The organism is Bradyrhizobium sp. 956_D2_N1_4 (assembly GCF_052076025.1).
Taxonomy (GTDB): Bacteria; Pseudomonadota; Alphaproteobacteria; order Rhizobiales; family Xanthobacteraceae; genus Bradyrhizobium; species Bradyrhizobium barranii.
Genome location: NZ_CP197237.1, coordinates 8,044,498 through 8,067,461 on the forward strand (window position 1 = coordinate 8,044,498; position 22,964 = coordinate 8,067,461).

General features: G+C 63.7%; 18 protein-coding genes. 14 read left to right on the forward strand and 4 right to left on the reverse strand.

Going from position 1 to position 22,964, the window contains the following annotated elements; genetic code table 11:
* The first annotated feature begins 241 nt into the window (after positions 1–241).
* The 3 genes from AB7535_RS37955 to mtnA all read left to right on the forward strand — a co-directional run bounded on the left by AB7535_RS37955 (position 242) and on the right by mtnA (position 2,796).
* Positions 242–514: a phosphopantetheine-binding protein gene (locus tag AB7535_RS37955; RefSeq protein ID WP_014491153.1), complete on the forward strand. Its 273-nt coding sequence runs from the start codon at positions 242–244 to the stop codon at positions 512–514.
* Between the two features lie 278 nt (positions 515–792).
* Positions 793–1,668: an S-methyl-5'-thioadenosine phosphorylase gene (locus AB7535_RS37960; protein WP_166347844.1), complete on the forward strand. Its 876-nt coding sequence runs from the start codon at positions 793–795 to the stop codon at positions 1,666–1,668.
* A gap of 18 nt (positions 1,669–1,686) precedes the next feature.
* On the forward strand, positions 1,687–2,796 hold the full coding sequence (gene mtnA / locus AB7535_RS37965) for an S-methyl-5-thioribose-1-phosphate isomerase (RefSeq protein WP_063980007.1): 1,110 nt from the start codon (positions 1,687–1,689) through the stop codon (positions 2,794–2,796).
* A 111-nt stretch (positions 2,797–2,907) separates the two neighbouring features.
* Here mtnA and AB7535_RS37970 read toward each other — a convergent pair whose 3' ends face one another.
* Positions 2,908–3,543: an HAD-IA family hydrolase gene (locus AB7535_RS37970; protein WP_283017858.1), complete on the reverse strand. Its 636-nt coding sequence runs from the start codon at positions 3,541–3,543 to the stop codon at positions 2,908–2,910.
* A gap of 108 nt (positions 3,544–3,651) precedes the next feature.
* On the opposite strand from AB7535_RS37970, the gene AB7535_RS37975 reads away from it, so the two are divergent.
* Both AB7535_RS37975 and AB7535_RS37980 read left to right on the forward strand, forming a co-directional pair.
* Positions 3,652–4,410: a S1 family peptidase gene (locus tag AB7535_RS37975; protein ID WP_208083613.1), complete on the forward strand. Its 759-nt coding sequence runs from the start codon at positions 3,652–3,654 to the stop codon at positions 4,408–4,410.
* A gap of 125 nt (positions 4,411–4,535) precedes the next feature.
* A complete protein-coding gene (locus AB7535_RS37980; protein WP_283017857.1) occupies positions 4,536–6,038 on the forward strand; it encodes a flavin-containing monooxygenase in 1,503 nt (500 codons plus the stop codon).
* Between the two features lie 227 nt (positions 6,039–6,265).
* On the opposite strand, the gene AB7535_RS37985 is transcribed toward AB7535_RS37980, so the two are convergent.
* Both AB7535_RS37985 and AB7535_RS37990 read right to left on the reverse strand, forming a co-directional pair.
* Complete coding sequence (locus AB7535_RS37985; RefSeq protein WP_283017856.1) at positions 6,266–7,192, reverse strand: response regulator; 927 nt, start codon at positions 7,190–7,192, stop codon at positions 6,266–6,268.
* Positions 7,176–10,547, reverse strand: a complete 3,372-nt coding sequence (locus AB7535_RS37990) for a hybrid sensor histidine kinase/response regulator (RefSeq protein ID WP_354113320.1) — start codon at positions 10,545–10,547, stop codon at positions 7,176–7,178. Before AB7535_RS37990 ends, AB7535_RS37985 begins: the two co-directional genes overlap by 17 nt.
* 169 nt (positions 10,548–10,716) lie before the next feature.
* Here AB7535_RS37990 and urtA point away from each other — a divergent pair, with 169 nt between their 5' ends.
* From urtA to AB7535_RS38035, 9 genes are all read left to right on the forward strand, one after another.
* Complete coding sequence (gene urtA, locus AB7535_RS37995; RefSeq protein WP_135215591.1) at positions 10,717–11,976, forward strand: urea ABC transporter substrate-binding protein; 1,260 nt, start codon at positions 10,717–10,719, stop codon at positions 11,974–11,976.
* A gap of 130 nt (positions 11,977–12,106) precedes the next feature.
* Positions 12,107–13,033, forward strand: coding sequence for an urea ABC transporter permease subunit UrtB (urtB, locus tag AB7535_RS38000; protein ID WP_085404025.1), 927 nt, complete (start codon positions 12,107–12,109; stop codon positions 13,031–13,033).
* Between the two features lie 18 nt (positions 13,034–13,051).
* Complete coding sequence (gene urtC / locus AB7535_RS38005; protein ID WP_085404024.1) at positions 13,052–14,194, forward strand: urea ABC transporter permease subunit UrtC; 1,143 nt, start codon at positions 13,052–13,054, stop codon at positions 14,192–14,194.
* Between the two features lie 64 nt (positions 14,195–14,258).
* Positions 14,259–15,014, forward strand: a complete 756-nt coding sequence (urtD, locus tag AB7535_RS38010) for an urea ABC transporter ATP-binding protein UrtD (protein ID WP_439037551.1) — start codon at positions 14,259–14,261, stop codon at positions 15,012–15,014.
* 12 nt (positions 15,015–15,026) lie between these two features.
* Positions 15,027–15,716: an urea ABC transporter ATP-binding subunit UrtE gene (gene urtE, locus AB7535_RS38015; protein WP_071909047.1), complete on the forward strand. Its 690-nt coding sequence runs from the start codon at positions 15,027–15,029 to the stop codon at positions 15,714–15,716.
* A 28-nt stretch (positions 15,717–15,744) separates the two neighbouring features.
* Positions 15,745–16,974: a formamidase gene (gene fmdA / locus AB7535_RS38020; protein WP_354113321.1), complete on the forward strand. Its 1,230-nt coding sequence runs from the start codon at positions 15,745–15,747 to the stop codon at positions 16,972–16,974.
* A 94-nt stretch (positions 16,975–17,068) separates the two neighbouring features.
* A complete protein-coding gene (locus AB7535_RS38025) occupies positions 17,069–17,446 on the forward strand; it encodes an FmdB family zinc ribbon protein (protein WP_063979999.1) in 378 nt (125 codons plus the stop codon).
* Between the two features lie 55 nt (positions 17,447–17,501).
* Complete coding sequence (locus AB7535_RS38030; protein WP_063979998.1) at positions 17,502–18,542, forward strand: aliphatic amidase; 1,041 nt, start codon at positions 17,502–17,504, stop codon at positions 18,540–18,542.
* 393 nt (positions 18,543–18,935) lie between these two features.
* Complete coding sequence (locus tag AB7535_RS38035) at positions 18,936–21,932, forward strand: autotransporter outer membrane beta-barrel domain-containing protein (RefSeq protein WP_354113322.1); 2,997 nt, start codon at positions 18,936–18,938, stop codon at positions 21,930–21,932.
* Between the two features lie 176 nt (positions 21,933–22,108).
* On the opposite strand, the gene AB7535_RS38040 is transcribed toward AB7535_RS38035, so the two are convergent.
* A complete protein-coding gene (locus AB7535_RS38040; protein WP_354113323.1) occupies positions 22,109–22,939 on the reverse strand; it encodes an MlaD family protein in 831 nt (276 codons plus the stop codon).
* Positions 22,940–22,964: the final 25 nt, after the last annotated feature.

The window sequence follows — 22,964 nt, forward strand, 5'->3', positions numbered from 1 at the left end:
GATGAAATAGAGGGTAAACAAACCGCAATTCCCAACGAACAGTTAAGTTCGGGTTGTTTGCATCGCCGACAATTCCGCGATCGCGTTAGGGATCTGGAAGAACCCGGAATTCCAGACAATCTGAGTCATCGTTTACTAAGAAAGGCGAAGTAATGGTGGCGCCCATTGTGGGATCGGCCCGTCGCGCCCATCGTAGCCGGCAACCGGTCCGACCGTTGAATAGACAGATGGGAATTTACCGATGCAGGCCTTCGATACCGACGTGCGCGATCGCATCATCAAGCTGGTGAAGGGCATCCTCGAGCAGAACTCGCTCACCGCGGACATCACACCACAGGCGAAGCTCGTCGATGCGGGTCTGACCTCGATGGACATGGTCAATCTGATGCTCGGCGTCGAAGCCGAGTTCGACTTCACCATCCCGCAGTCCGAGATCACGCCCGAGAATTTCCAGTCGGTCGAGACGCTGGAGCGGATGGTCGCGACCCAGCTGCAGCTGGCCGCCGCGGCTTAATTAGACCTACCTATCTCTCCCCGGGTCGTCCCTGCGAACGCAGGGACCCATACCGCGGAATCTATCGATCGTTGAAGGTCGCGGTACAGAACGACGAATCCTCGCCAAACTGCGCCCTGTGGCTATGGGTCCCTGCTTTCGCGGGGACGACACTGAGAGTGAGGCGAGCACTCGAGGCCCCTCACAGCACCGGCATCGCCCCACCGCCCCCGTTCCAAAACCGCCGCAAAACTGGCATAGCTTAACCATGTCGCACATGGCGAACGGGTGGAGCAGGCATGACGCAGGCGGTATTGGGCATCATCGGTGGCTCCGGCATCTACGATCTGCCGGGTCTCGAGGGCGCGCACGAAGAGGTGATCAAGAGCCCCTGGGGCGAGCCGTCGGCCCCTCTGCGGCGCGGCTCTATTGCCGGCCTGCCGATCGTGTTCCTGCCGCGGCACGACAAGGGTCACCGGTTGTCGCCCTCCGACATCAATTATCGCGCCAATATCGATGTTCTGAAGCGGGCCGGCGTTACCGACCTGATCTCGCTGTCGGCCTGCGGCTCGTTTCGGGAGGAATTGCCACCCGGCACCTTCGTTCTCGTCGACCAGTTCGTCGATCGCACCCACAAGCGCGAGAGCTCGTTCTTCGGCCGGGGCTGCGTCGCGCATGTGTCGATGGCGCATCCGGTCTCGCCGCGCCTGCGCATCCATCTTGCGGCGGCAGCTGAAGCCGAGGGCATCGCGTTTGCGCGCGGCGGCACCTATGTCTGCATGGAGGGGCCGCAATTCTCCACCTATGCGGAAAGCATGACCTACAAGACATCGGGCTATTCCGTGATCGGCATGACCAACATGCCCGAGGCGAAGCTCGCGCGTGAGGCCGAGATTTGCTACGCCACGGTCGCGATGGTGACGGATTTCGACTGCTGGCATCCCGACCACGACGCCGTCACCGTGCAGGACATCATCCGCGTGCTGACCTCGAACGCCGACAAGGCGAAGGCGCTGGTGGCGCGGCTCGCGAGGGACTTTCCGCGCGAGCACGAGCCGTGCCCGATCGGTTCGGACCGCGCGCTCGACACCGCGCTGATCACGGCGCCCGAGGCGCGCGATCCCGAGCTCTTGAAGAAGCTCGATGCGGTGGCCGGGCGCATCCTGCGGGCGTGATACGAAAGGCAGAATGCCATGAAGGTTGACGGCAAGCATTTCCGCAGCATTTGGCGCGAGCGCGATGGCTGGTCGGTCGGCGCGATCGACCAGCGCCGGCTGCCGCATGAGTTCGTCATCGCTAAGCTGACTTCTTGCGAAGACGCTGCGGTCGCCATTCGCGACATGCTGGTGCGCGGCGCGCCGCTGATCGGTGCAACCGCGGCCTACGGCATGGCGCTCGCCATGCGCGAGGACTCATCAGACGCCGGCCTGAAGCGCGCCTATGACACGCTGGTCGTGGCGCGGCCGACCGCGATCAATCTGAAATGGGCGCTCGACGAGATGCGCACGGCGCTCGCGCCGGTCGATCCGGTTGAACGGGCGGAGGCGGCCTATGCGCGCGCCGACGAGATCGTCGAGCAGGATGTCGAGATCAACCGCGGCATCGCTGGCAACGGGCTGAAGCTGATCGAGGCGATCGTCGCAAAGAAGAAGCCGGGCGAGACGGTCAACGTGCTGACCCATTGCAATGCCGGCTGGCTCGCCACCGTCGACTGGGGCACCGCAACGGCGCCGATCTATCTGGCGCACGAGCGTGGCATCAAGATCCATGTCTGGGTCGACGAGACCCGTCCGCGCAACCAGGGCGCCTCGCTCACGGCCTGGGAGCTCGGTCATCACGGCGTGCCGCACACGGTGATCCCCGACAACACCGGCGGGCACCTGATGCAGCACGGCATGGTCGACCTCGCGATCGTCGGCACCGACCGCGTCGCCGCCAATGGCGATGTCTGCAACAAGATTGGCACCTATCTGAAGGCGCTTGCCGCGCACGACAACGGCGTGCCGTTCTATGTCGCGCTGCCGTCGCCGACGATCGATTTCGCCGTCGATGACGGCATCCGCGACATTCCGATCGAGCAGCGCAGCGGCACGGAGGTGACCGATATGACCGGCCGCACCGCGGACGGCCGGCTGGAGACGGTGCGCATCGTGCCGGAGGGCTCGCCGGTCGCGAATTACGCGTTCGACGTGACGCCGGCGCGGCTGGTCACTGGTCTCATCACGGAGCGCGGCGTGCTGAAGCCGGATAGAGCATCCCTGGCGGCCGCCTTTCCGGAGCGGATCGCCGCCGCGGCGGAATAGGCTGCCGTAGGGTGGGCAAAGGCGCGAAAGCGCCGTGCCCACCATCTGCTTGCGGTGGGCACGCTCCGCTTTGCCCACCCTACGGCTTCGCGCCTCGCAACGATGAGGCGCCTACCCCAACTTCAGCCCCGTCGCCGCCTCGAGCTCGGCGATGGCCTGCGCCCCACTCGTCACCTTGATCGTCGTCATGCCCATCTCGCGCGCCGGCTTCAAATTGACGCCGAGATCGTCGAGATAGACGCACTTCTTCGGATCGACCCTCAGCGTCTCGACCATCATCTTGTAGATGCGCGGGTCGGGCTTGCGCAGGCCGATCTTGGCGGATTCGATGACGTGGTCGAACAGAACCATCACCTCGGCGATGTAGAGTGAGCGTCCGGTCATGCTGCCGATCGCGTTGGCAGGCAGATTGTTGGTGATGCAGCCGGTCTTGAATTGCGCCTTGATGCGCTTGAGAGCCTCGACCATCTCGGGACGCAGATCGCCCTGAAGCAGCGGCAGCACGTCGCGGCCGCGCACCTCCGCGCCGAGCGCGCGCGATTCCTCCGCGAAAAGCTTGTCGAAGGTGTCGATATCGACCTCGGCTCGCTCGAACTTGGCCCAGGCGTTTTCCAGATGATTGGCGGCGTTGGTGCGCCGGATGATGTCGACGGGCAGACCGCGCTCGGTCTCGTACCGCGCGAACGCCTCGAACGGCGAGCTCGTCAGCACGCCGCCAAAATCAAAGATCACAGCCTCGATCGTCAAGATCCCGCCCTCGTCAATTCCTTCCCAAGAGCGCTAGCATGCGCTATCGGCAAGGGCCAGTCCGAAGCAATCCCGCCGTCACCGATGCTGACGCCAAAGCGTGTTCCCATGAAGAAGCTTGCAACCCTCATCGCAGCCGCGCTGCTGCTCGCTAAGCCCGCACACGCCATCGTCGGCGGCGGCACGCCGCAGGCCGATGGTGTCGCGCGCGCGGTCGTCACCATCGTCGGCTCGCGTGGCAATTTCTGCACCGGCAGCCTGATCGCTCCGAAGGTCGTGCTGACGGTTGCTCACTGTGTGCAGCCCGGCGCGGACTACAAGATCGTCGATCGCGGCGCTGACGGTGCGCCGCAATTGCTGAACGTGCGCACCGTCGCGATCCATCCCAACTTCAACATGCAGGCAATGCAGGCGCACCGCGCCACCGCGGACGTGGCATTGTTGCAACTGGAAATTCCACTCAAGGGAAAATCGACGGTGTCGGTCGGTGCGCCGACTATTCCAATCCAGGTTGGCAGCCGCTTCGTCATCGCCGGTATCGGCGTCACCGTGCGTGGCGACGGCAAGAGCGGCGGCGCGACGCGCGTCGCCGGGCTCGTGGCCACGGGCCAGCCCGGCACGTTCCAGATCCGGCTGGTCGATCCCGTAACCAACGGTGTTCGCGACGGAATTGGCGCTTGCACCGGCGATTCCGGCGGTCCGGTGTTCGAGGACAAGCCGAACGGTCCGGTGCTTGTCGGCGTCATCAGCTGGTCCACGGGGCCGAACGGCGCCGCCGGCTGCGGCGGATTGACCGGCGTCACGCCGCTCACGCTCTATCGCGACTGGATTTTGCAGACCGCGCGGAGCTGGGGTGCGGCGTTATAGTTTGACCGCGAATTGATCTGTGTCATTTTGAAGTGGAAGCGCGATGGGCGACCATGCCCGTCGCGGAGGAAACGCGCCGTCCGGTCAAGGGCGGCCACAAAAACAAGCAAGGCATAGAAGCAACAATGAATGTCGCTGTCCGCAGTCACGCCACAACCAAGCAGGCCTCTGAACATTTCGACGTGCTGATCGTCGGTGCCGGCATCTCCGGCATCGGCAGCGCCTATCACATCGAAAAGCAGCTTCCCGGCACGAGCTACGTCATCCTGGAAACGCAGGCGACGTTCGGCGGCACCTGGAGCACGCATCGCTATCCCGGCATTCGCTCGGACAGCGATCTCCATACCTTCGGTTATAGCTTCAAGCCCTGGGTCGGCCCGCCGATCGCGACCGCCGAGGAAATCCTCACCTACATGAACGAGGTGATCGAAGACAACGATATCGCCCCGCACATCCGCTACAAGCACCAGATCAATTCCGCGAGCTGGTCGAGCGAGCAAAATCTCTGGACCATCGAGGCGACGACGACCGACACCGGCGAGGCGAAAACGTTCACCGCCAACTTCCTCTGGATGTGCCAGGGCTATTATCGCCATTCCGAAGGCTACACGCCGGAATGGAAGGGCATGGACCGCTTCAAGGGCCGCATCGTCCATCCGCAGAGCTGGCCCGACGATATCGACCTCGCGAACAAGAAGGTCGTCGTGATCGGCTCGGGCGCGACCGCGGCGACGCTGGTGCCGAACATCGCCGACGCCTGCGCGCATGTCACCATGCTGCAGCGCTCGCCGACCTATTTCCGGCTCGGCCGCAACGCGATCGAGATCGCCGAGGAGCTGCGCCGGCTTCAGGTCGACGAGGAGTGGATCCACGAGATCGTCCGCCGCAAAATATTGTTCGAGCAGGATGCTTTCACAAAGCTCTGCATTGCCAAGCCGGAGCAGGTGAAAAAGGATCTGATCGACCAGATCCGCGCGGTTCTCGGTCCGGACTACGACGTCGAAACGCATTTCACGCCGACCTACCGGCCGTGGCGGCAGCGTATCGCCTTTGTGCCCGATGCCGATCTGTTCAAGGGCATCGCCAGCGGCAAGGCCTCCGTCGTCACCGACGAGATCGAATGTTTCGTCGAGAACGGCATCCAGCTCAAGTCCGGCAAGTTGCTGGAAGCCGACGTCGTCGTCACCGCAACCGGCTTCAATCTTGCGGCGCTCGGTGACATCGCCTTCGAGATCGACGGCAAGCCGCTCGCCTTCGGCGACACCGTGACCTATCGCGGCATGATGTTCACGGGCGTGCCGAACATGGTCTGGGTGTTCGGCTATTTCCGTGCGAGCTGGACGCTGCGCGTCGACGTCGTCGCCGATTTCGTCTGCCGGCTGCTCGGCCACATGAAGGCCAAGGGCACGAAGAAGGTCGAGGTCAGGCTGCGGCCTGAGGACCACAACATGCCGATCCTGCCCTGGATCGATCCGGAAAACTTCAATCCCGGCTACATCATGCGCAACATGGACCTGCTGCCCAAGCGCGGCGACAAGCCGGAATGGCAGCACAGCCAGGATTACTGGACCGAGAAGGACGAGATCCCGAAGACGGATCTGGACGACGGAGCGTTTGTTTACGGGTGAGGGGCCGTCGGAGTAGGGAACGTTAGAAGCCCCTACACACTCGGCTGTCGTCCCGGGGCGCGAAGCGAGCCCGGGACCCATACTCCCAGGCAGTGGTCATAGGGCTGGCTGGTCACTCCGAGTCTTCGCCAAACCACTTCCTGTGGTTATGGGTCCCGGGCTCGCTTCGCGCCCCGGGACGACACTGTTGGTTGGGTGAACGGCGCACCAACTCATCTGCAGTGCCGCTACGAATTTCTTCGCGTCGCATTCGTTGCAATCGCGGCCGCCGCGGTCCGGTTCTCCACGCCGAGCTTGGCGTAGATCTGCTCCAGGTGCTTGTCGACGGTGCGCGGGCTCAAGCCCAGGATCTGCGCGATGTCGCGGTTGGTCTTGCCCTTGCTGAGCCAGGCCAGCACCTCGCCCTCGCGGGTGGTGAGGCCGAGCTCGCTGGTGAATTCGGGCGGCAGCGCAGTGCCGGACTCCTTGGACAGCCGCAGCAGGAATTCGTTCGGCGCGGTTTCGCCCATGTAGTAGAGCCGCAGTTGCGGATTGTCGGGCAGGGGAGCCGCCTGCGACTTCGAGCTGCCCTTGTCCTTCGCCTGCTCCAGCCATTGCAGGAGTGATGGCGGCAGGACGAAGTCGTCGGCCTGCGCGTTATGATGATCGGCCAGCAGCTTCTGGGCTTGCGGGGTCGCCCAGAGCACATGACCCTGGCGGTTGACTGCGAACAGGAAGCGGCCGGAGACGTCGAGCGCGGCGCGCGCGCTCTGGGTCAGGCGGGCATTGCCGAGATGGACACGGATGCGCGCCAGCATCTCTTCGATCACAATCGGCTTTGTCACGTAGTCGACGCCGCCGGCCTCCAGCCCGCGCACGATGTGCTCGGTCTCCGCGAGGCCCGTCATGAAGATCACGGGCACGTTGGCAACGCCCGCGTCGCGCTTGAGGCGGCGGCAGGTCTCGAATCCGTCCATGCCGGGCATCACGGCGTCCAGCAGCACGATGTCGGGCGTGATCTGGTCGACGATGCGCATCGCGGCCGCGCCGTCGAGCGCCACCATCACCGTCATCCCGGCGCCGTCGAGCGCGTCGGTGAGCAGCCGCAGCGTCTCCGGGGAGTCATCGACAACGAGCGCGACATCGCGCTTCCTCGACTCAATGCTCATGCGCATGCAACGTCTTCAATGTGGCCATGTACCGGTCGAGATCGAAGCGGTCGACCAGCGACCGCATTTCCGCGACGAAGTCGGCATGCTCGGGGTGCTCGCTGCCGATCTCGTCCAGCTTCAACTGGATGCCCTTGACGTAGCCGATCTGGCCGAGCCCCATCAGCGCCTCGATGTGCCGCACCGGTGGCCTTGATCCGCTCTCGAGCCGCCAGAACGGCACCGCGATCTGGTGCGCGCCGTACTGCCATTCGATCTTCAGGAGCTGGCGGACCGTCTCCAGCAGCCGCGGGATGTCGATCGGCTTCATCAGATAGCCGTCGTGGAAGGGCTGCGCCAGCGGCGCGCCGTGAGCCTCCAGCGCGCTCGCCGACACCATCAGGATGCGCGCCTGGTGGTGGCCGCTCGTGCGCAAGGCCTCCGCGACGGCCCAGCCGTCCATGGCAGGCATCGAGATGTCGAGCAGGAACAGGTCGGGCCGGCAATGCTGCGCCAGCGCGAGGCATCCTGGCCCATCGGGTGCACTGAGCAGGATGAAGCCGAGCGGCGCCAGCACCTCGCGCAGGAGGTCGCGATGCACGGGGTCGTCGTCGGTGATGAGGATGGTCTTGCGTGCGCCCCGATAGCCGGAGACCGGCGCCTCTACCGGCGCGATGCGCAGCGGATTGGCGACTTCCGATAGCAGGATCTTGACCTTGAAGGTGCTCCCGGCGCCAACCGTGCTCAGGACCTTGATGTCGCCGCCCATGACGCCGGCGAGCAGCCGGCTGATGGTCAGGCCCAGCCCGGTGCCGGTCTGCGGCTGCGAGACGCCGAGCGCGCCACGCTCGAAGGGCGCAAAGATGCGTTCGAGGTCGTCGCCCTGGATGCCGGGGCCGGTGTCGATCACTTCGAACTCGGCAACGGGGCTGCGATAGTGCACGACGAACTGCACGCTGCCGGTCTGGGTGAACTTGATCGCGTTGGAGAGCAGGTTGATCAGCACCTGGCGGAGCCGCTTCTCGTCGGCGTAGACCACGACCGGCAAATGCGCCGGCCGCCTGAACACGAAGTCGATGCCCTTGGCGGCGGCCTGGAGACGGAACATGCCGACGAGCTGGTCGAGGAATTCGCTCAGGCGCACTTCGTCGCGCGACAGATACAGCCGTCCCGCCTCGATCTTGGAAATATCAAGAATGCCGTCGATCAGGCCGGAGAGGTGATCGGCACTGCGGCGAACCACGCGGACCTGGTCGCGCGGCTTGGTGTTGAGCGTTGCGTCCTGCTCCAGGAGCTGGGCATAGCCGCTGATCGCATTCAGCGGCGAGCGCAGCTCGTGGCTCAGCCCCACCACGTAGCGACTCTTGGCGAGGTTGGCAGATTCGGCGACCTCCTTGGCGCGCTGAAGCTCGGCGTCGGTGCGCTTGTGCGCGTCGATCTCCTGGATCAGCAGCGTCGTCTGCCGCCGCGTCTCGGCCTCGGCGGCGCGACGGCTCTGCTGCGCCAGCACGAACAGCCAGGCCACAACGCCGATGATGATGCTGAGCGAGAAGAACACCTTCCAGAGCACGTTCGAGACGAGCAAATTCTCGCCCGGCACGCTCGCCGAGGTCTGAAGATAGATCAGTCCCAGCACCAGCGCGACGAGGCCGGCGGAGACCACGAAGACGCCGATATAGTGGCCGAACTGCGAGTTGATCCGCCGGTAGATCGGTTCGGGAAGAATCTTGCCGAGCGCGTCGGCGAACTGCACCTGCGCCCGCGCATGCGGCTTGCAGAGGTCGTGGCAGCGTGCATCGAGCGAGCAGCACAGCGAGCAGATCGGGCCGGCGTAAGCGGGGCAGGACGTCATGTCCTCCGGCTCGAAACTGTGCTCGCAGATACAGCACTGGATCGACTCGATGTTGGCCCAGCTCCGCTTCGGCTTGCGCGCGATGTAGTACTTTCCGTCGGTGAGCCAGGCGATGACAGGCGCGGTGACGAAGGCGACCGTCAGCGCGACGAAGGCGGCGAGCGCCTTCATGGTCGGGCCGAACAGGCCGTAGAACGCCGCGATCGAGACGATGGTCGCGATCGTCATGGCGCCGACACCGACCGGATTGATGTCGTAGAGATGGGCGCGCTTGAACTCCATCTGCGGCGGGCGCAGGCCGAGCGGCTTGTTGACGACGAGATCGGCGACGAGCGCGCCGACCCAGGCGATCGCGACATTGGAATAGAGCGCCAGCGTCTGCTCCAGCGCCTTGTAGACGCCGATCTCCATCAACAGCAGCGCCACCATCACGTTGAACACCAGCCAGACCACCCGGCCGGGATGGCTGTGCGTCAGACGCGAGAAGAAGTTCGACCAGGCGATCGAGCCGGCATAGGCGTTGGTGACGTTGATCTTGAGCTGCGACAGGATCACGAACATGCCGGTGAGCGCCAGCGCCAGGTCCGGCTGCGACAGCACGTAGCGAAACGCTTCGAGATACATGTGCGCGGGCTCGGCCGCCAGCTCGCCCGAGAGGCCGTGGCTCAGCGCGAAGAAGGCGAGAAAGGAGCCCAGTAACAATTTCAGTGCGCCGAAGATGATCCAGCCCGGGCCCGCGATCAGCAGGGCGATCCACCACGACGTTCGCGACGTGCGGCGGTCGCGCGGCAGAAACCGGAGGAAGTCGACCTGCTCGCCGACCTGCGCCACCAGCGAGAACACCACGGAGGATGCGACACCGAACAGCAGCAGATCGAAATGCCCGCTCGGGTCGCCATGCTCGCCGGCGAACTTGCGCCACTCCGTAAACGAGTAAGGGTTGGCCCAGGCGATCGCGGCGAAGGGCAGGATGTGCAGGATGATCCAGATCGGCTGCGTCCAGAGCTGGAAGCGGCTGATCAGCGTGATGCCGTAGGTCACGAGCGGAATGATCGCCACTGCGCTGATGAGGTAGCCGATCGGGCGCGGAATGCCGAAGCACATCTCCAGCGCCGTTGCCAGGATCACCGCCTCGATGGCGAAGAAGATGAAGGTGAAGGAGGCGTAGATCAACGAGGTGACGGTCGAGCCGATATAGCCGAAGCCGGCGCCGCGGGTGAGCAGGTCAATGTCGATGCCGCATTTGGCTGCGTAATAGGCAATCGGCACGCCGCAGAAGAAGATGATGGTGGAGACAACGAGGATCGCGGCGCTGGCGTTGGTGACGCCGTAGTTCAGCGTGATGGTGCCGCCGATCGCTTCCAGCGCCAGAAAGGAGATGGCGCCGAGTGCAGTGTTGGCGACACGGGCGGCAGACCAGCGGCGCGCGCTCTTGGCGGTGAAGCGCAGCGCGTAGTCTTCCAGCGTCTGGTTGGCGACCCACTGGTTGTACTGGCGCCTGACGCGGTCTATTCGCTGCCGCCCTGCCACTCGTTACCCCACTCCCGATACGTCCCAGAGCCCTCGCAAATTCCGTACCAGAAGCCTACGTCGGTATTTTGCGGTGCAGTATACGCGATCTTGCGTATGCTTGCGCTGCACAAATTCGAGCCATCCTAACGGCACCAATCGCGTGTCCTCGAACAAAAGTGGGGTGCTCATGTCAGACGAAGCAAACAAGGGCCTGTTGTCGCCGCTCCGGCGCAAACTATTGATGGGAATGGCCGTCGTGCCGGCCATCACGATGCTGCCGCGGGCGTCTTTCGCGCAGGCTCCGGCGACCTCGGCGGTCAACACCACGGGCCTCGCGGTCACCGACACCGAGGTGACGGTCGGCATCCTGCACTCGGCGACCGGCACCATGGCCATCTCCGAGACCGGCTCGATCGAGGCCGAAAAGCTCGCCATCGAGCAGATCAACGCCATGGGCGGCGTGCTCGGGCGCAAGATCAAGTTCATCCAGGAAGACGGCGCCAGCGATTGGCCGACCTTTGCGGAGAAGGCCAAGAAGCTGCTCGTCAACGACAAGGTCGCGGCGATCATGGGCTGCTGGACCTCGGCATCCCGCAAGGCGGTGCTGCCGGTCATGGAGCAGTACAACGGCATGCTCTATTACCCGACCTTCTATGAGGGCCTCGAGCAGTCCAAGAACGTGATCTACACCGGCCAGGAAGCGACCCAGCAGATTCTCGCCGGCCTGAACTGGATCGCCAAGGAAAAGGGCGCCAAGTCGTTCTTCTTCATCGGCTCCGACTACATCTGGCCGCGCACCTCGAACAAGATCGCGCGCAAGCACGTCGAGAACGTGCTGAAGGGCAAGGTCGTCGGCGAGGAGTATTATCCGCTCGGCAACACCCAGTTCAACTCGGTGATCAACAAGATCAAGCTGACCAAGCCCGACGTGATCTTCACCGACGTCGTCGGCGGCTCGAACGTCGCGTTCTACAAGCAGCTCAAGGCCGCCGGCATCGACCTCTCCAAGCAGGCGCTGCTGACGATCTCGGTGACCGAGGACGAGATCGACGGCATCGGCGGCGAGAACATCGCGGGCGCCTATGCCTGCATGAAGTACTTCCAGTCGCTCGACAATCCGAACAACAAGACCTTCGTGCCGGCGTTCAAGAAGATGTGGGGCGAGAAGACCGTGATCGGAGACGTCACCCAGGCTGCCTATCTCGGCCCGTGGCTGTGGAAGTTGACGGTGGAGAAGGCGGGCTCCTTCGACGTCGACAAGATCGCGGCGGCCTCGCCCGGCGTCGAGTTCAAGGGTGCGCCGGAAGGCTATGTGCGCATCCACGAAAACCATCACCTCTGGTCGAAGACCCGGGTGGGGCGCGCCAAGCTCGATGGTCAGTTCGAGCTGATCTACGAGACCGCCGATCTCGTCGAGCCGGATCCGTTCCCCAAGGGTTACCAGTAAGTCGCGACGTCGCTCGCGCCTTTCCTCAACACCAAGCCTCTCCCTGGCGTGGACAGCAAATCCACGCCCAAGACCCCCGCGTCGCGAACCTGCTCGCGACGCGGGACCTTATCCCTGACGGAGGACATCGATGTTCGGCGACTATTCGCTTGGTGATCTTGGCTCCATCTTCGTCATGCAGGGGTTTGCAGGACTGATCCTGTTCTCAGTCTACGTCCTGATGGCGCTTGGGCTTGCGATCATCTTCGGCCAGATGGGCGTCATCAACATGGCTCATGGCGAGTTCATGATCCTCGGGGCCTACGTCACTTGGATGACCTCGAATTTCTTCCAGGCCTATCTGCCGAGCCTGTTCAGCGGCTACTTCTTCCTGGCGATGATCCTGGCCTTCGTCGCATCCGGCGCGCTGGGAATGCTGGTGGAGTGGGTGCTGATACGGCATCTCTACAAGCGCCCGCTCGATACGTTGCTTGCGACCTGGGGCCTCAGCCTGATGCTGCAGCAGGCCTATCGTTCCGTGTTCGGCGCGCGCGAGGTCGGCGTCGAGCTGCCGCAATGGATGCTCGGCTCGCTGCACGTCACCGACAGCATCGAGGTGCCGATCAACGGCGTCTTCGTGATGTGCCTCACTTTGCTGATCACCATCGGCGTCGCCTATGTCATGTACAAGTCGCGCTGGGGCCGCCAGGTCCGCGCCGTCGTGCAGAACCGCATCATGGCCGGAGCCGTCGGCATCAACACCGAAAAGGTCGATCGCTACACCTTCGGTCTCGGTTGCGGCATCGCCGGTGTCGCCGGCAGCGCCTTTACGATGATTGGCTCCACCGGGCCAACCTCCGGACAGCTCTACATCGTCGATACGTTCCTGGTGGTCGTGTTCGGCGGCGCCGCCAGTTTGATCGGCACCATCGCCTCGGCCTTCTCGATCTCGCAGACGCAATCGACCCTCGAGTTCTTCATGTCGGGCTCGATGGCGAAAGTGCTGACGCTGCTCGCGGTTGTCGGAATCCTGATGCTGCGGCCGCAAGGGCTGTTCGCCCTCAAGGTCCGCAAGTGAGAAACTGGGGCTGATGCAATGACCGACAATCGTTTCTGCAATCGATCGGAGTTCATCGGAATTCTGGTGCTCGCGGTCTTCCTGGTGGTGGTCCTGCCGCTCACACTTGATGTCTTCAGGCTCAATCTGGTCGCGAAATACCTGACCTATGCCTTCGTCGCGCTGGGGCTGGTGATCTGCTGGGGCTACGGCGGCATTCTCAGCCTCGGTCAGGGCGTGTTCTTCGGGCTCGGCGGCTACTGCATGGCGATGTTCCTCAAGCTCGAGGCATCGAGCGTGGAGAACACCAAGATCCAGTCGACGCCCGGCATTCCCGATTTCATGGACTGGAATCAGATCACTGCGCTGCCGCTGTTCTGGAAGCCATTCAGCAGCCTCACCTTCACGATCGCCGCCATCATTCTCGTGCCTGGCATCTTCGCTCTCATCATTGGCACCGCGATGTTCAAGCGCCGGGTCGGCGGCACCTACTTCGCCATCATCACCCAGGCTGTCGCGGCCATTCTCACCATCCTGATCGTGGGACAGCAGGGCTACACCGGCGGCATCAACGGCATGACCGACCTGCGGACGCTCAAAGGTTGGGACATCCGGCCCGACCATGCCAAGATCGTGCTGTACTTCTTCGAAGTGGGACTGCTGTTCGCCTGCATCATGATCGCGCAGTTCGTCCGGCACTCCAAGCTCGGGCGTATCCTGGTCGCGATGCGCGAGAAGGAGGATCGGGTCCGCTTCTCCGGCTACAGCGTCGCGAATTTCAAGATCTTCGCCTTCTGCATTGCCGCCGTGTTCGCCGCGATCGGGGGCGCCATGTTCGCGCTCAATGTCGGCTTCATGTCGCCGTCCTTCGTCGGCATCGTGCCGTCGATCGAAATGGTGATCTACACGGCGGTCGGCGGCCGGCTCTCGATCCTCGGCGCGGTCTACGGCACGCTGCTGGTCAACTTCGCCAAGACCAGCCTCTCCGAAACCTTCCCCGAATTGTGGCTGTTTGGCCTCGGTGGCCTGTTCATCGCCGTGGTGCTGGCCTTCCCGAACGGTCTCGCCGGGATCTGGGGCGACTACGTGCAGCCGCGCATCGATCGCCTGATCTCGTCGCGCAAACCGAAACCTGAAGGGTGGACCGACAGCTCGGTCGCCGACGGCGCCCCGGCGGAGTGAGGAGGTCATCATGCTCGTAGGTCACCACGATGCCGATGCCGCACTGGCAGTGAGGAGATAGATCATGCTCGTCGGTCATCAGCCCAAGGAATTCCTGCTCGCCGTCGAAGCGCTGACCGTGTCGTTCGACGGGTTCAAGGCGGTCAACGATCTCTCGTTCTACGTCGACGAGAACGAGATCCGCGTCATCATTGGTCCCAACGGCGCCGGCAAGACCACCGTGCTCGACCTGATCTGCGGCAAGACCAAAGCAACGTCGGGCTCGATCCAGTTCCGTGGCAAGGAGCTGACGCGGATGAAGGAAAACGAGATCGTCAAGACGGGCGTCGGCCGCAAATTCCAGAACCCGTCGATCTACGACGATCTCACGGTGTTCGAGAATCTGGAGATCTCCTATCCGCGTGGACGCTCGGTGTTCGGCGCGCTGACCTTCACCCGCGACGCCGCCGTGCGCGACCGGGTGCATGAAGTCGCCGAAATGATCTTCCTGAAGGACCGGCTCAACGTGAACGCCGATCTGCTCAGCCACGGCCAGAAGCAGTGGCTCGAAATCGGCATGCTGCTGATCCAGGATCCGGATTTGCTGATGCTCGACGAGCCCGTCGCGGGCATGAGCGTGTCCGAGCGCGCCAAGACTGCCGAGCTGCTCAACCGCATCATCAAGAACCGTTCAGTGCTGGTGATCGAGCACGACATGAAATTCGTCGAGGACATCGCGCACAAGGTCACCGTGCTTCACCAGGGGCAGATCCTCTCCGAGGGCACCATGGAAAAGGTGAAGAACGACCCCAAGGTCGTCGAAGTCTATCTGGGCCGTTAAGGAGACGCGACGATGCTGGCAATTTCCGATCTTCACGTCGCCTACGGCCAGAGCGAGGTGCTGCACGGGCTCAACGTCAAGGTCGCGCCCAACGAGATCGTTGCGATCATGGGCCGCAACGGCATGGGCAAGACCACGCTGATGAAATCGCTGATGGGCATCCTCCCCGCCAAAAGCGGCTCGGTGACCATGGACGGTGCCGAGCTCGGCGGCCTGCCGAGCTACGAGCGCGTCGCCAAGGGCCTCGCCTATGTGCCGCAGGGCCGCATGATCTTCTCGACCATGACGGTGAAGGAGAACATCGAGACCGGCCTCGTCGTCTCCGGCGGGACCGAAGTGCCGGCCGACATCTATGAATTGTTCCCGGTGCTGCTGGAAATGAAGGGCCGCCGCGGCGGCAATCTCTCCGGCGGACAGCAGCAACAGCTCGCGATTGCGCGTGCGCTCGCGACCAAGCCGAAGGTTCTCCTGCTGGACGAACCGACCGAAGGCATCCAGCCGTCGATCATCAAGGACATGGCGCGCACCTTGAAGCGCATCCGCGACGAAAAGGGGCTCTCGATCGTGGTGTCGGAGCAGGTCCTGAGCTTCGCGCTCGATATCGCCGACCGCGTGCTGGTGATCGAGAACGGCGAGATCGTGCGCGACGATCCGCGCGACGCCGTCGATGCCGCGCAGGTCTCGAAATATCTGTCTGTCTAACCAACCGTGTAGAAAGGGGAGCATCTCGATGCCAGAGACACTGATCAAGGTCGATCTCACCAAATCGGCTTACGATAATGACATGGTGCACAACCGCTGGCACCCGGACATTCCGATCGTGGCCTGGGTCAATCCCGGCGACGACTTCATCATCGAGACCTATGACTGGACCGGCGGCTTCATCAAGAACAACGATTCCGCCGACGACGTGCGCGACATCGATCTTTCGATCGTGCATTTCCTCTCCGGCCCGATCGGCGTCAAGGGCGCCGAGCCCGGTGATCTCCTCGTCGTCGACCTACTCGACGTCGGCCCGATGAAGGAGAGCCTGTGGGGCTTCAACGGCTTCTTCTCCAAGCAGAACGGCGGCGGCTTCCTGACCGACCATTTCCCGCTGGCGCAGAAGTCGATCTGGGACATCAAGGGCCTCTACACCTCGTCGCGTCACGTGCCCGGTGTCAACTTCGCCGGCCTGATCCATCCCGGCCTGATCGGCTGTCTACCCGATCCGAAGATGCTGGAGACCTGGAACAAGCGTGAGGCCGAGCTGATCTCGACCAACCCGACCCGCGTGCCCGGCCTCGCCAATCCGCCATTCGCGCCGACCGCCCATGGCGGCCGCGCCAAGGGCGACGTCAAGGACAAGATCGGGGCGGAAGGCGCGCGCACCGTGCCGCCGCGCGAGCACGGCGGCAATTGCGACATCAAGGATCTCTCGCGCGGCTCGAAGATCTACTTCCCGGTCTATGTGCCCGGCGCCGGTCTCTCGATGGGCGACCTGCACTTCAGCCAGGGCGACGGCGAGATCACCTTCTGCGGCGCCATCGAGATGGCCGGCTGGCTGCATCTGAAGGTCGAGGTGATCAAGGACGGCATGGCGAAGTACGGCATCAAGAACCCGATCTTCAAGCCGTCGCCGATCACGCCGAACTACAAGGACTATCTGATCTTCGAGGGCATCTCGGTCGACGAGCAGGGCAAGCAGCACTATCTCGACGTCCACATCGCCTATCGCCAGGCCTGCCTCAACGCGATCGAGTATCTGAAGAAGTTCGGCTACTCCGGCGCCCAGGCTTATTCGATCCTCGGCACCGCGCCGTGCCAGGGCCACATCTCCGGCGTGGTCGACGTGCCCAATGCCTGCGCCACGCTGTGGCTGCCGACGGAAATCTTCGACTTTGACGTGATGCCGTCGGCGGCCGGGCCCATCAAGCACATCACCGGCGACATCCAGATGCCGATCTCGCCGGACAAATAGTCTCCCTGCGCGACGGGATGCGGGACGGCGCGTATCTGCCGCCCCGCATCCGCCGCGGGAATTCTCTCACAGGCAACAGCGTAGGGATGATGCGATGCCGGTCTATGAATATCTCTGTGACGACTGCGGTCCGTTCAAGGATTTGCGCCCGATGGCGGAATGCGACGATCCGCAAAACTGCCCACACTGCGAGACGATGGCGCCCCGCGTCATTCTGACCGCACCGAATTTCTTCTGCATGCCGGCGGACAAGCGCAAGGCGCACGCCGTCAACGAGCGCAGCTCGCACGCGCCGCAGACGCTCGCCCAATACAAGGCCTCGCACGGCCCGGGTTGCGGCTGCTGCTCCACGGGCAAGACCGTGAAGGACAAGAGCTCGACCGACAAGAAAAAGCCCGCGCGGCTGATGACCAAGACCAGGAGCGGCGCCAAGGGCTTTCCGACCGCGCGCCCCTGGATGATCAGCCACTAACTCGGTCGCTCGATCGACGGCAACCTCAAACAAATAAAAGACAGGAGCGCTCAAAATGCTTCACGGCGACATTTCCAGCAGCAACGACACCGTCGGTGTTGCAGTGGTGAACTACAAGATGCCCCGCCTGCACACCAAGGCCGAGGTGCTCGACAACGCCCGCAAGATCGCCGACATGCTGGTGGGCATGAAGGCGGGCCTACCCGGCATGGATCTCGTGATCTTCCCGGAATACTCGACCCAGGGCATCATGTACGACTCCAAGGAGATGTACGAGACGGCCTCGGCGGTGCCGGGTGAGGAGACCGCGATCTTCGCGGAGGCCTGCCGCAAGGCCAAGGTCTGGGGCGTGTTCTCGCTGACCGGCGAACGCCACGAGGAGCATCCGCACAAGGCGCCCTACAACACCCTGATCCTGATGAACGACAAGGGTGAGATCGTCCAGAAGTACCGCAAGATCATGCCATGGGTGCCGATCGAGGGCTGGTATCCCGGCAATTGCACCTATGTCTCAGACGGCCCGAAAGGGATGAAGGTCAGCCTGATCATCTGCGACGACGGCAATTTTCCGGAGATCTGGCGCGACTGCGCCATGAAGGGCGCCGAGCTGATCGTGCGCTGCCAGGGCTACATGTATCCGGCCAAGGAGCAGCAGGTCATGATCTCCAAGGCGATGGCGTGGGCCAACAACGTCTATGTCGCCGTCGCCAATGCCGCCGGCTTCGACGGCGTCTATTCCTACTTCGGTCACTCCGCGATCATCGGCTTCGACGGCCGGACGCTCGGCGAGTGCGGCGAGGAGGACTACGGCATCCAGTATGCCCAGTTGTCGAAACATCTGATCCGCGATGCGCGCCGCAACGGCCAGTCGCAGAACCATCTCTACAAGCTGGTCCACCGCGGCTATACCGGCATGATCAATTCCGGCGAAAGCCCGCGCGGCGTCGCGGCCTGCCCCTATGATTTCTACAAGAACTGGATCGCCGATCCGGAAGGGACGCGGGACATGGTCGAGGCGATGACCCGCTCGACGCCGGGGACGGAGGAATGTCCGATCGACGGCATCCCGAATGGGTCGGCGGCGAGCAATTACTGAGCTATTGCGGACGGCGCGCTTGCCATTCATGCGAATGCACCGAGGAATGGGGGCACGGGGCGCGGCCCTGGATGATCAGCCAAGATGTGAACAGCTGTACATGGAGCGGACATTCTGACGCATGGGCGCATGCGCGGGGTAGGAATTGAGCCCGGCAAAACCGTGGCTCGGTTGCAACATGAGTTGTTGAATCTGCCCAAGTTGCGGTCCCGTTGGCTGATTCTCGAGGAACCGTAGTTCTACCGGCCAGCCTCATGGCCTAAGTTCCTCGCGGCGCCGCTGGGGAGCGCCGCGGGTGAGGGGAAGAGCGTGGGGGCTTGGTTGCCATCGAGCGGGCGGGGTTGCTCGCGTCGTGCCACCGCTGTTCGCGCGGCATTCTGGATCGGCCTCGCCTTGAGCGCGGCGGCGGCGGCGAGCCCCGCAGCAGCGCAGCAAATCTTCAACGGGTCGCAGACCACGCCGAACGGCGCCGTCAACGGCGGAGGCGGCGTCTGGGACACCACCACCACGAATTGGACGGACGTCTTCGGTTCGACCAGCACTGCTTACGATCCCTCGTCAGTCGGCACGGTGTTCGGCTACTCGGGAGTCTCGACGCCGGCAAGCGGTGGCACGGTGACGGTTACGCCAGGCGGCGTGCAACTCACCAGCCTCGTGGGCTTCGACCTCACCGGCGACGGTTCTGTCTACACCATTCAGGGCGGCGATCTCAGGCTAGCCTCCGGGGGGACGACGTTCTTCACCAACGATGTCACCGGCACGACAGACCCATCGGCCGTCATCGCCTCGCGCATCACCGGCAGTGGTGGCATCTCCGTGCAGGGACCCGGCATCCTGGCGCTGCTCGGCGCCAACACCTATACCGGCGACACTTTCATCTGTTCGTGCGCAGCGCTGCAGCTCGGTGACGCCACCCACACCGCGAGCATCATTGGCGCCGTTAACAACGAGGGCCTCTTCAATATCGTCAATGCCGATACGTCGGGAATTACATCGCTCCTGAACGCTGTCTCCGGCACGACGATGTTCCTCAACGCGACCTCCGCCAGCTCTATGGTGATCACCAATAACGGCCAGCTGTACTTCGGTGATCCGCTCGGGGGCGGCACCGACACCGCCACGGCCGGCCGGGCGACCATCATCAATGACGGCGGCTTGACCGGCTTCTTTGGCCGGACCAATGCGGGCACGGCCAACATCACCAACCAGAATGGCGGCGGCACCGCATTCCTCGATCAATCCTCGGCGGGCTCCGCGACCATCGTGAACAAGGATTTCAGCGGGACCGTGTTTGGTACGCTGTCCGGGTCCGATACTGCGACCGCCGGCAATGCAACCATTATCAACGAGGCCGATGGCCTGACCAATTTCGGTGCGTTCACGACGGCCGGCAACGCCACGATCATCACCAAGGACGGTGGCAAGACCGAGTTCTTCGATAATTCCACCGGCGGCAATGCGCGCTTCATCACCACCGGCACAGGCGTCGTCGATTTCGGGATCAGCCTCGGCCCGAACGGCGACGGCCGCATCACGGCCGGTTCGATCGAAGGCAATGGCACCTACTATATCGGTGGCGGCAACACGCTCGTCGTCGGTAGCAATAACCGCTCCGCGCTGGTCGATGGCGTCATCGGCGACTACGATCCCTGCGGGTGTGGTTTCATCGGCTCCGGCTCGCTGGAAAAGGTCGGCAGCGGAACGCTGATCCTCTCCGGCACAAACACTTACACCGGTACGACGACGGTGAATGGCGGCATCCTGCGGGTTGATGGCGACATCTCGCAATCGAGCCTGACCACCGTGAATGCCGGCGGTGCGTTGTTCGGCGCCGGGATTGTCGGCAACACCGTTATCGCCACCGGTGGCATCTATGCGCCCGGCGACGGCGGCCCGGGCTCAAGCATGCAGGTCCAGGGCGATCTCACCTTGCAGCCCGGCTCGGTCTATGTTGTGCAGGCCGGTAGTGGATTCAGCACGAGCCATGCGCTCGTCAGCGGCAACGTCACGCTGGACGGGACCGTGGGTGTCGCGCTGTATCCCGGCAGCAAGATAATGCAGCACTACTCGATCATGCAGTTTTTCGGCAGCGCCACCGGTAATTTCGCCGGCGTTGCCGCGCCGGGTGGCCTAGTCGGCACCACGACGGTCGGGTCAAACGAAGTGTTCCTCGATTTCACGCTGAACTATGGCGCGAAATACGCGCTCAACATCAACCAGCAGAACGTCGCCACGACGCTTCAGAATTTCTTCAACGCCAATGGCTTCCTTCAAGCCGAATTCGCGGGCCTCGGCCCCAACGGCCTGACCCAGGCCTCCGGCGAACCGGCAACGGGTTCGCAGCAGGCGACCTTCAATGCGATGAACCTGTTCCTCGGCCTCTTGACCGATGTCTTCGGCTCGGGACGCAGCGGCACGGCAGGTGCAACACCATATGCCGACGAGCCGGGCGCGAATGCCTATGCCGCGACCGGCAAGGGCGGGCGTGACAAGAACGCGCGCGACGCCTTCGCCTCGATCTACCGCAAGGCACCGGCCGCAACCTTCGAGCAGCGCTGGGATGTATGGGCGGCCGGCTACGGTGGCTCGCAGACCACCGACGGCAATGCCGCGCTCGGTTCGAACAACACCACCAGCAGCGTCTATGGCACTGCCGTCGGCCTCGACTATCGCTTCTCGCCATCGACGATCGCCGGCTTTGCGCTTGCCGGCGGCGGGACCGGCTTCAACGTCAACGGGCTCGGCTGGGGCCGCTCCGACCTGTTCCAGGCCGGCGCCTTCGTTCGTCACACGGCAGGACCTGCCTATATCACGGCGGCACTGGCCTATGGCTGGCAGGACGTCACGACCAACCGCATCGTCACGGCCGCCGGCGTCGATCAGCTGCGGGCGCAGTTCAACGCCAACGCGCTCTCGGGCCGTGTCGAGGGCGGTTACCGCTACGCTACGCAGTGGATCGGCCTCACGCCCTATGCGGCGGCCCAGGCCACCATGTTCAGCCTTCCGAACTATTCGGAGTTCGCGGTGGTCGGCAACAGCACCTTCGCGCTCAACTATGCCGCCAAGGACGTGACCAGCACCCGCACCGAGCTCGGCCTGCGCGCCGACAAATCATTCGCCGCGGCCGGTGGCCTGATGACCCTGCGCGGCCGCGTCGCCTGGGCGCATGATTACAATCCGGACCGCAGCGTCGGCGCGGTGTTCCAGACCCTGCCGGGGTCGGCCTTCGTCGTGAACGGTGCGGCGCAGGCGCGCGATTCCGCGCTGACCACGGCGGCGGTGCAGATGAACTGGATGAACGGCTGGTCTGCGTCGGCGACCTTCGAGGGCGAGTTCTCGAACGTCACCCGCTCCTACGCCGGCAAGGGCGTCGTGCGCTACGCGTGGTAGGGCGTTGCCACCCTCCCCTGGAGAGGGAGGGTCGATCGCGCGAAGCGCGAGCGGGGTGGGGTGATCTCTCCACTCGGGCACTGCATGCTGGGAAGCACTTTCACCCCACCTCGGATCGCATTTCGCTTTGCTGCATGCGATCCGATCCTCCCCCTCCAGGGGAGGATAAGAAGGCGTCACTGCTTCTTCTGCGGAGGCTTGCGCGGCGGGCGCGGGGCGGCGGCAGGCGGGGGTGTGCCAGCCATCTTGCTGGCGGCTTCGCTGACGTCGAGCAGCGAGCGGCGGATGTCCTCGACGTAAGCAGCCGACTTCTTCTTCATGGCATCGGCGAGCTCGTGCAGTCCCCTGATCTTCTCGAACAGCTCGTCCGCCTTGCCGTCGGCGAAGCCGGGGACCACGCCTTCGATCTTGGTGACCGCCTTGTCGAAGCCTGCGAAGGCGCTGTCGACCTTGGCCATGACGGAGTCGATTTCGCCGCCCTTGCTTCTGAGATCGGCGGTGTAGTTCTCGAACGTGCGCAGGCCGTCCTTGATCGCAGGGGCATTGCTGACGATCGTGCGATCGACGCTGTGCAGGGTGTCGACGATGGATTCGGCGTCGCTGAGATCGGCGATCAGCATCGGGACGCCGTCCGTATCCAGCGGCACCGGCGGCGCGGAGGGCGCGCCGCCGATCAACGAAATCGCGGCGACGCCGGTGAGACCCTGGAACTCGATGCCCGCAACCGTGTCCTTGCGGATCGGCGCGGTGTTGTCGAGCATCACCAGCGCCACGATCTTGCGCGGATTATCCAGCTTGATCGACAGGATCTGGCCCGCGGGAACACCGTCGAAATTGACCGGCCCGCCGCGGCGCAGGCCGCTGGCGGAGCCGCCCTCGAACACCACGCGCAACTGGCTCCGGCTCTGGGCTGTGCGCCATTTCTGCACGCCGAGCACGCCGCCGAACGCCACGGCGATGACCGCCAGCGTCGCCGTTCCGATTACGAGGTTGCTCGCGCGTGCCATGCAGGGCGATTTTACGGCCAAAGCG

Excerpts from the sequence above, each read along its gene's own strand:
- fmdA (WP_354113321.1), top strand. The coding sequence starts at position 15,745 with ATGCCAGAGACACTGATCAAGGTCGATCTCACCAAATCGGCTTACGAT.
- mtnA (WP_063980007.1), top strand. The coding sequence starts at position 1,687 with ATGAAGGTTGACGGCAAGCATTTCCGCAGCATTTGGCGCGAGCGCGAT.
- urtB (WP_085404025.1), top strand. The coding sequence starts at position 12,107 with ATGTTCGGCGACTATTCGCTTGGTGATCTTGGCTCCATCTTCGTCATG.
- AB7535_RS37985 (WP_283017856.1), bottom strand. The coding sequence starts at position 7,192 with ATGCGCATGAGCATTGAGTCGAGGAAGCGCGATGTCGCGCTCGTTGTC.
- urtD (WP_439037551.1), top strand. The coding sequence starts at position 14,259 with ATGCTCGTCGGTCATCAGCCCAAGGAATTCCTGCTCGCCGTCGAAGCG.
- AB7535_RS37980 (WP_283017857.1), top strand. The coding sequence starts at position 4,536 with ATGAATGTCGCTGTCCGCAGTCACGCCACAACCAAGCAGGCCTCTGAA.
- AB7535_RS37960 (WP_166347844.1), top strand. The coding sequence starts at position 793 with ATGACGCAGGCGGTATTGGGCATCATCGGTGGCTCCGGCATCTACGAT.
- urtC (WP_085404024.1), top strand. The coding sequence starts at position 13,052 with ATGACCGACAATCGTTTCTGCAATCGATCGGAGTTCATCGGAATTCTG.
- AB7535_RS38040 (WP_354113323.1), bottom strand. The coding sequence starts at position 22,939 with ATGGCACGCGCGAGCAACCTCGTAATCGGAACGGCGACGCTGGCGGTC.
- AB7535_RS38030 (WP_063979998.1), top strand. The coding sequence starts at position 17,502 with ATGCTTCACGGCGACATTTCCAGCAGCAACGACACCGTCGGTGTTGCA.
- AB7535_RS37955 (WP_014491153.1), top strand. The coding sequence starts at position 242 with ATGCAGGCCTTCGATACCGACGTGCGCGATCGCATCATCAAGCTGGTG.
- urtA (WP_135215591.1), top strand. The coding sequence starts at position 10,717 with ATGTCAGACGAAGCAAACAAGGGCCTGTTGTCGCCGCTCCGGCGCAAA.
- AB7535_RS37975 (WP_208083613.1), top strand. The coding sequence starts at position 3,652 with ATGAAGAAGCTTGCAACCCTCATCGCAGCCGCGCTGCTGCTCGCTAAG.
- AB7535_RS38025 (WP_063979999.1), top strand. The coding sequence starts at position 17,069 with ATGCCGGTCTATGAATATCTCTGTGACGACTGCGGTCCGTTCAAGGAT.
- urtE (WP_071909047.1), top strand. The coding sequence starts at position 15,027 with ATGCTGGCAATTTCCGATCTTCACGTCGCCTACGGCCAGAGCGAGGTG.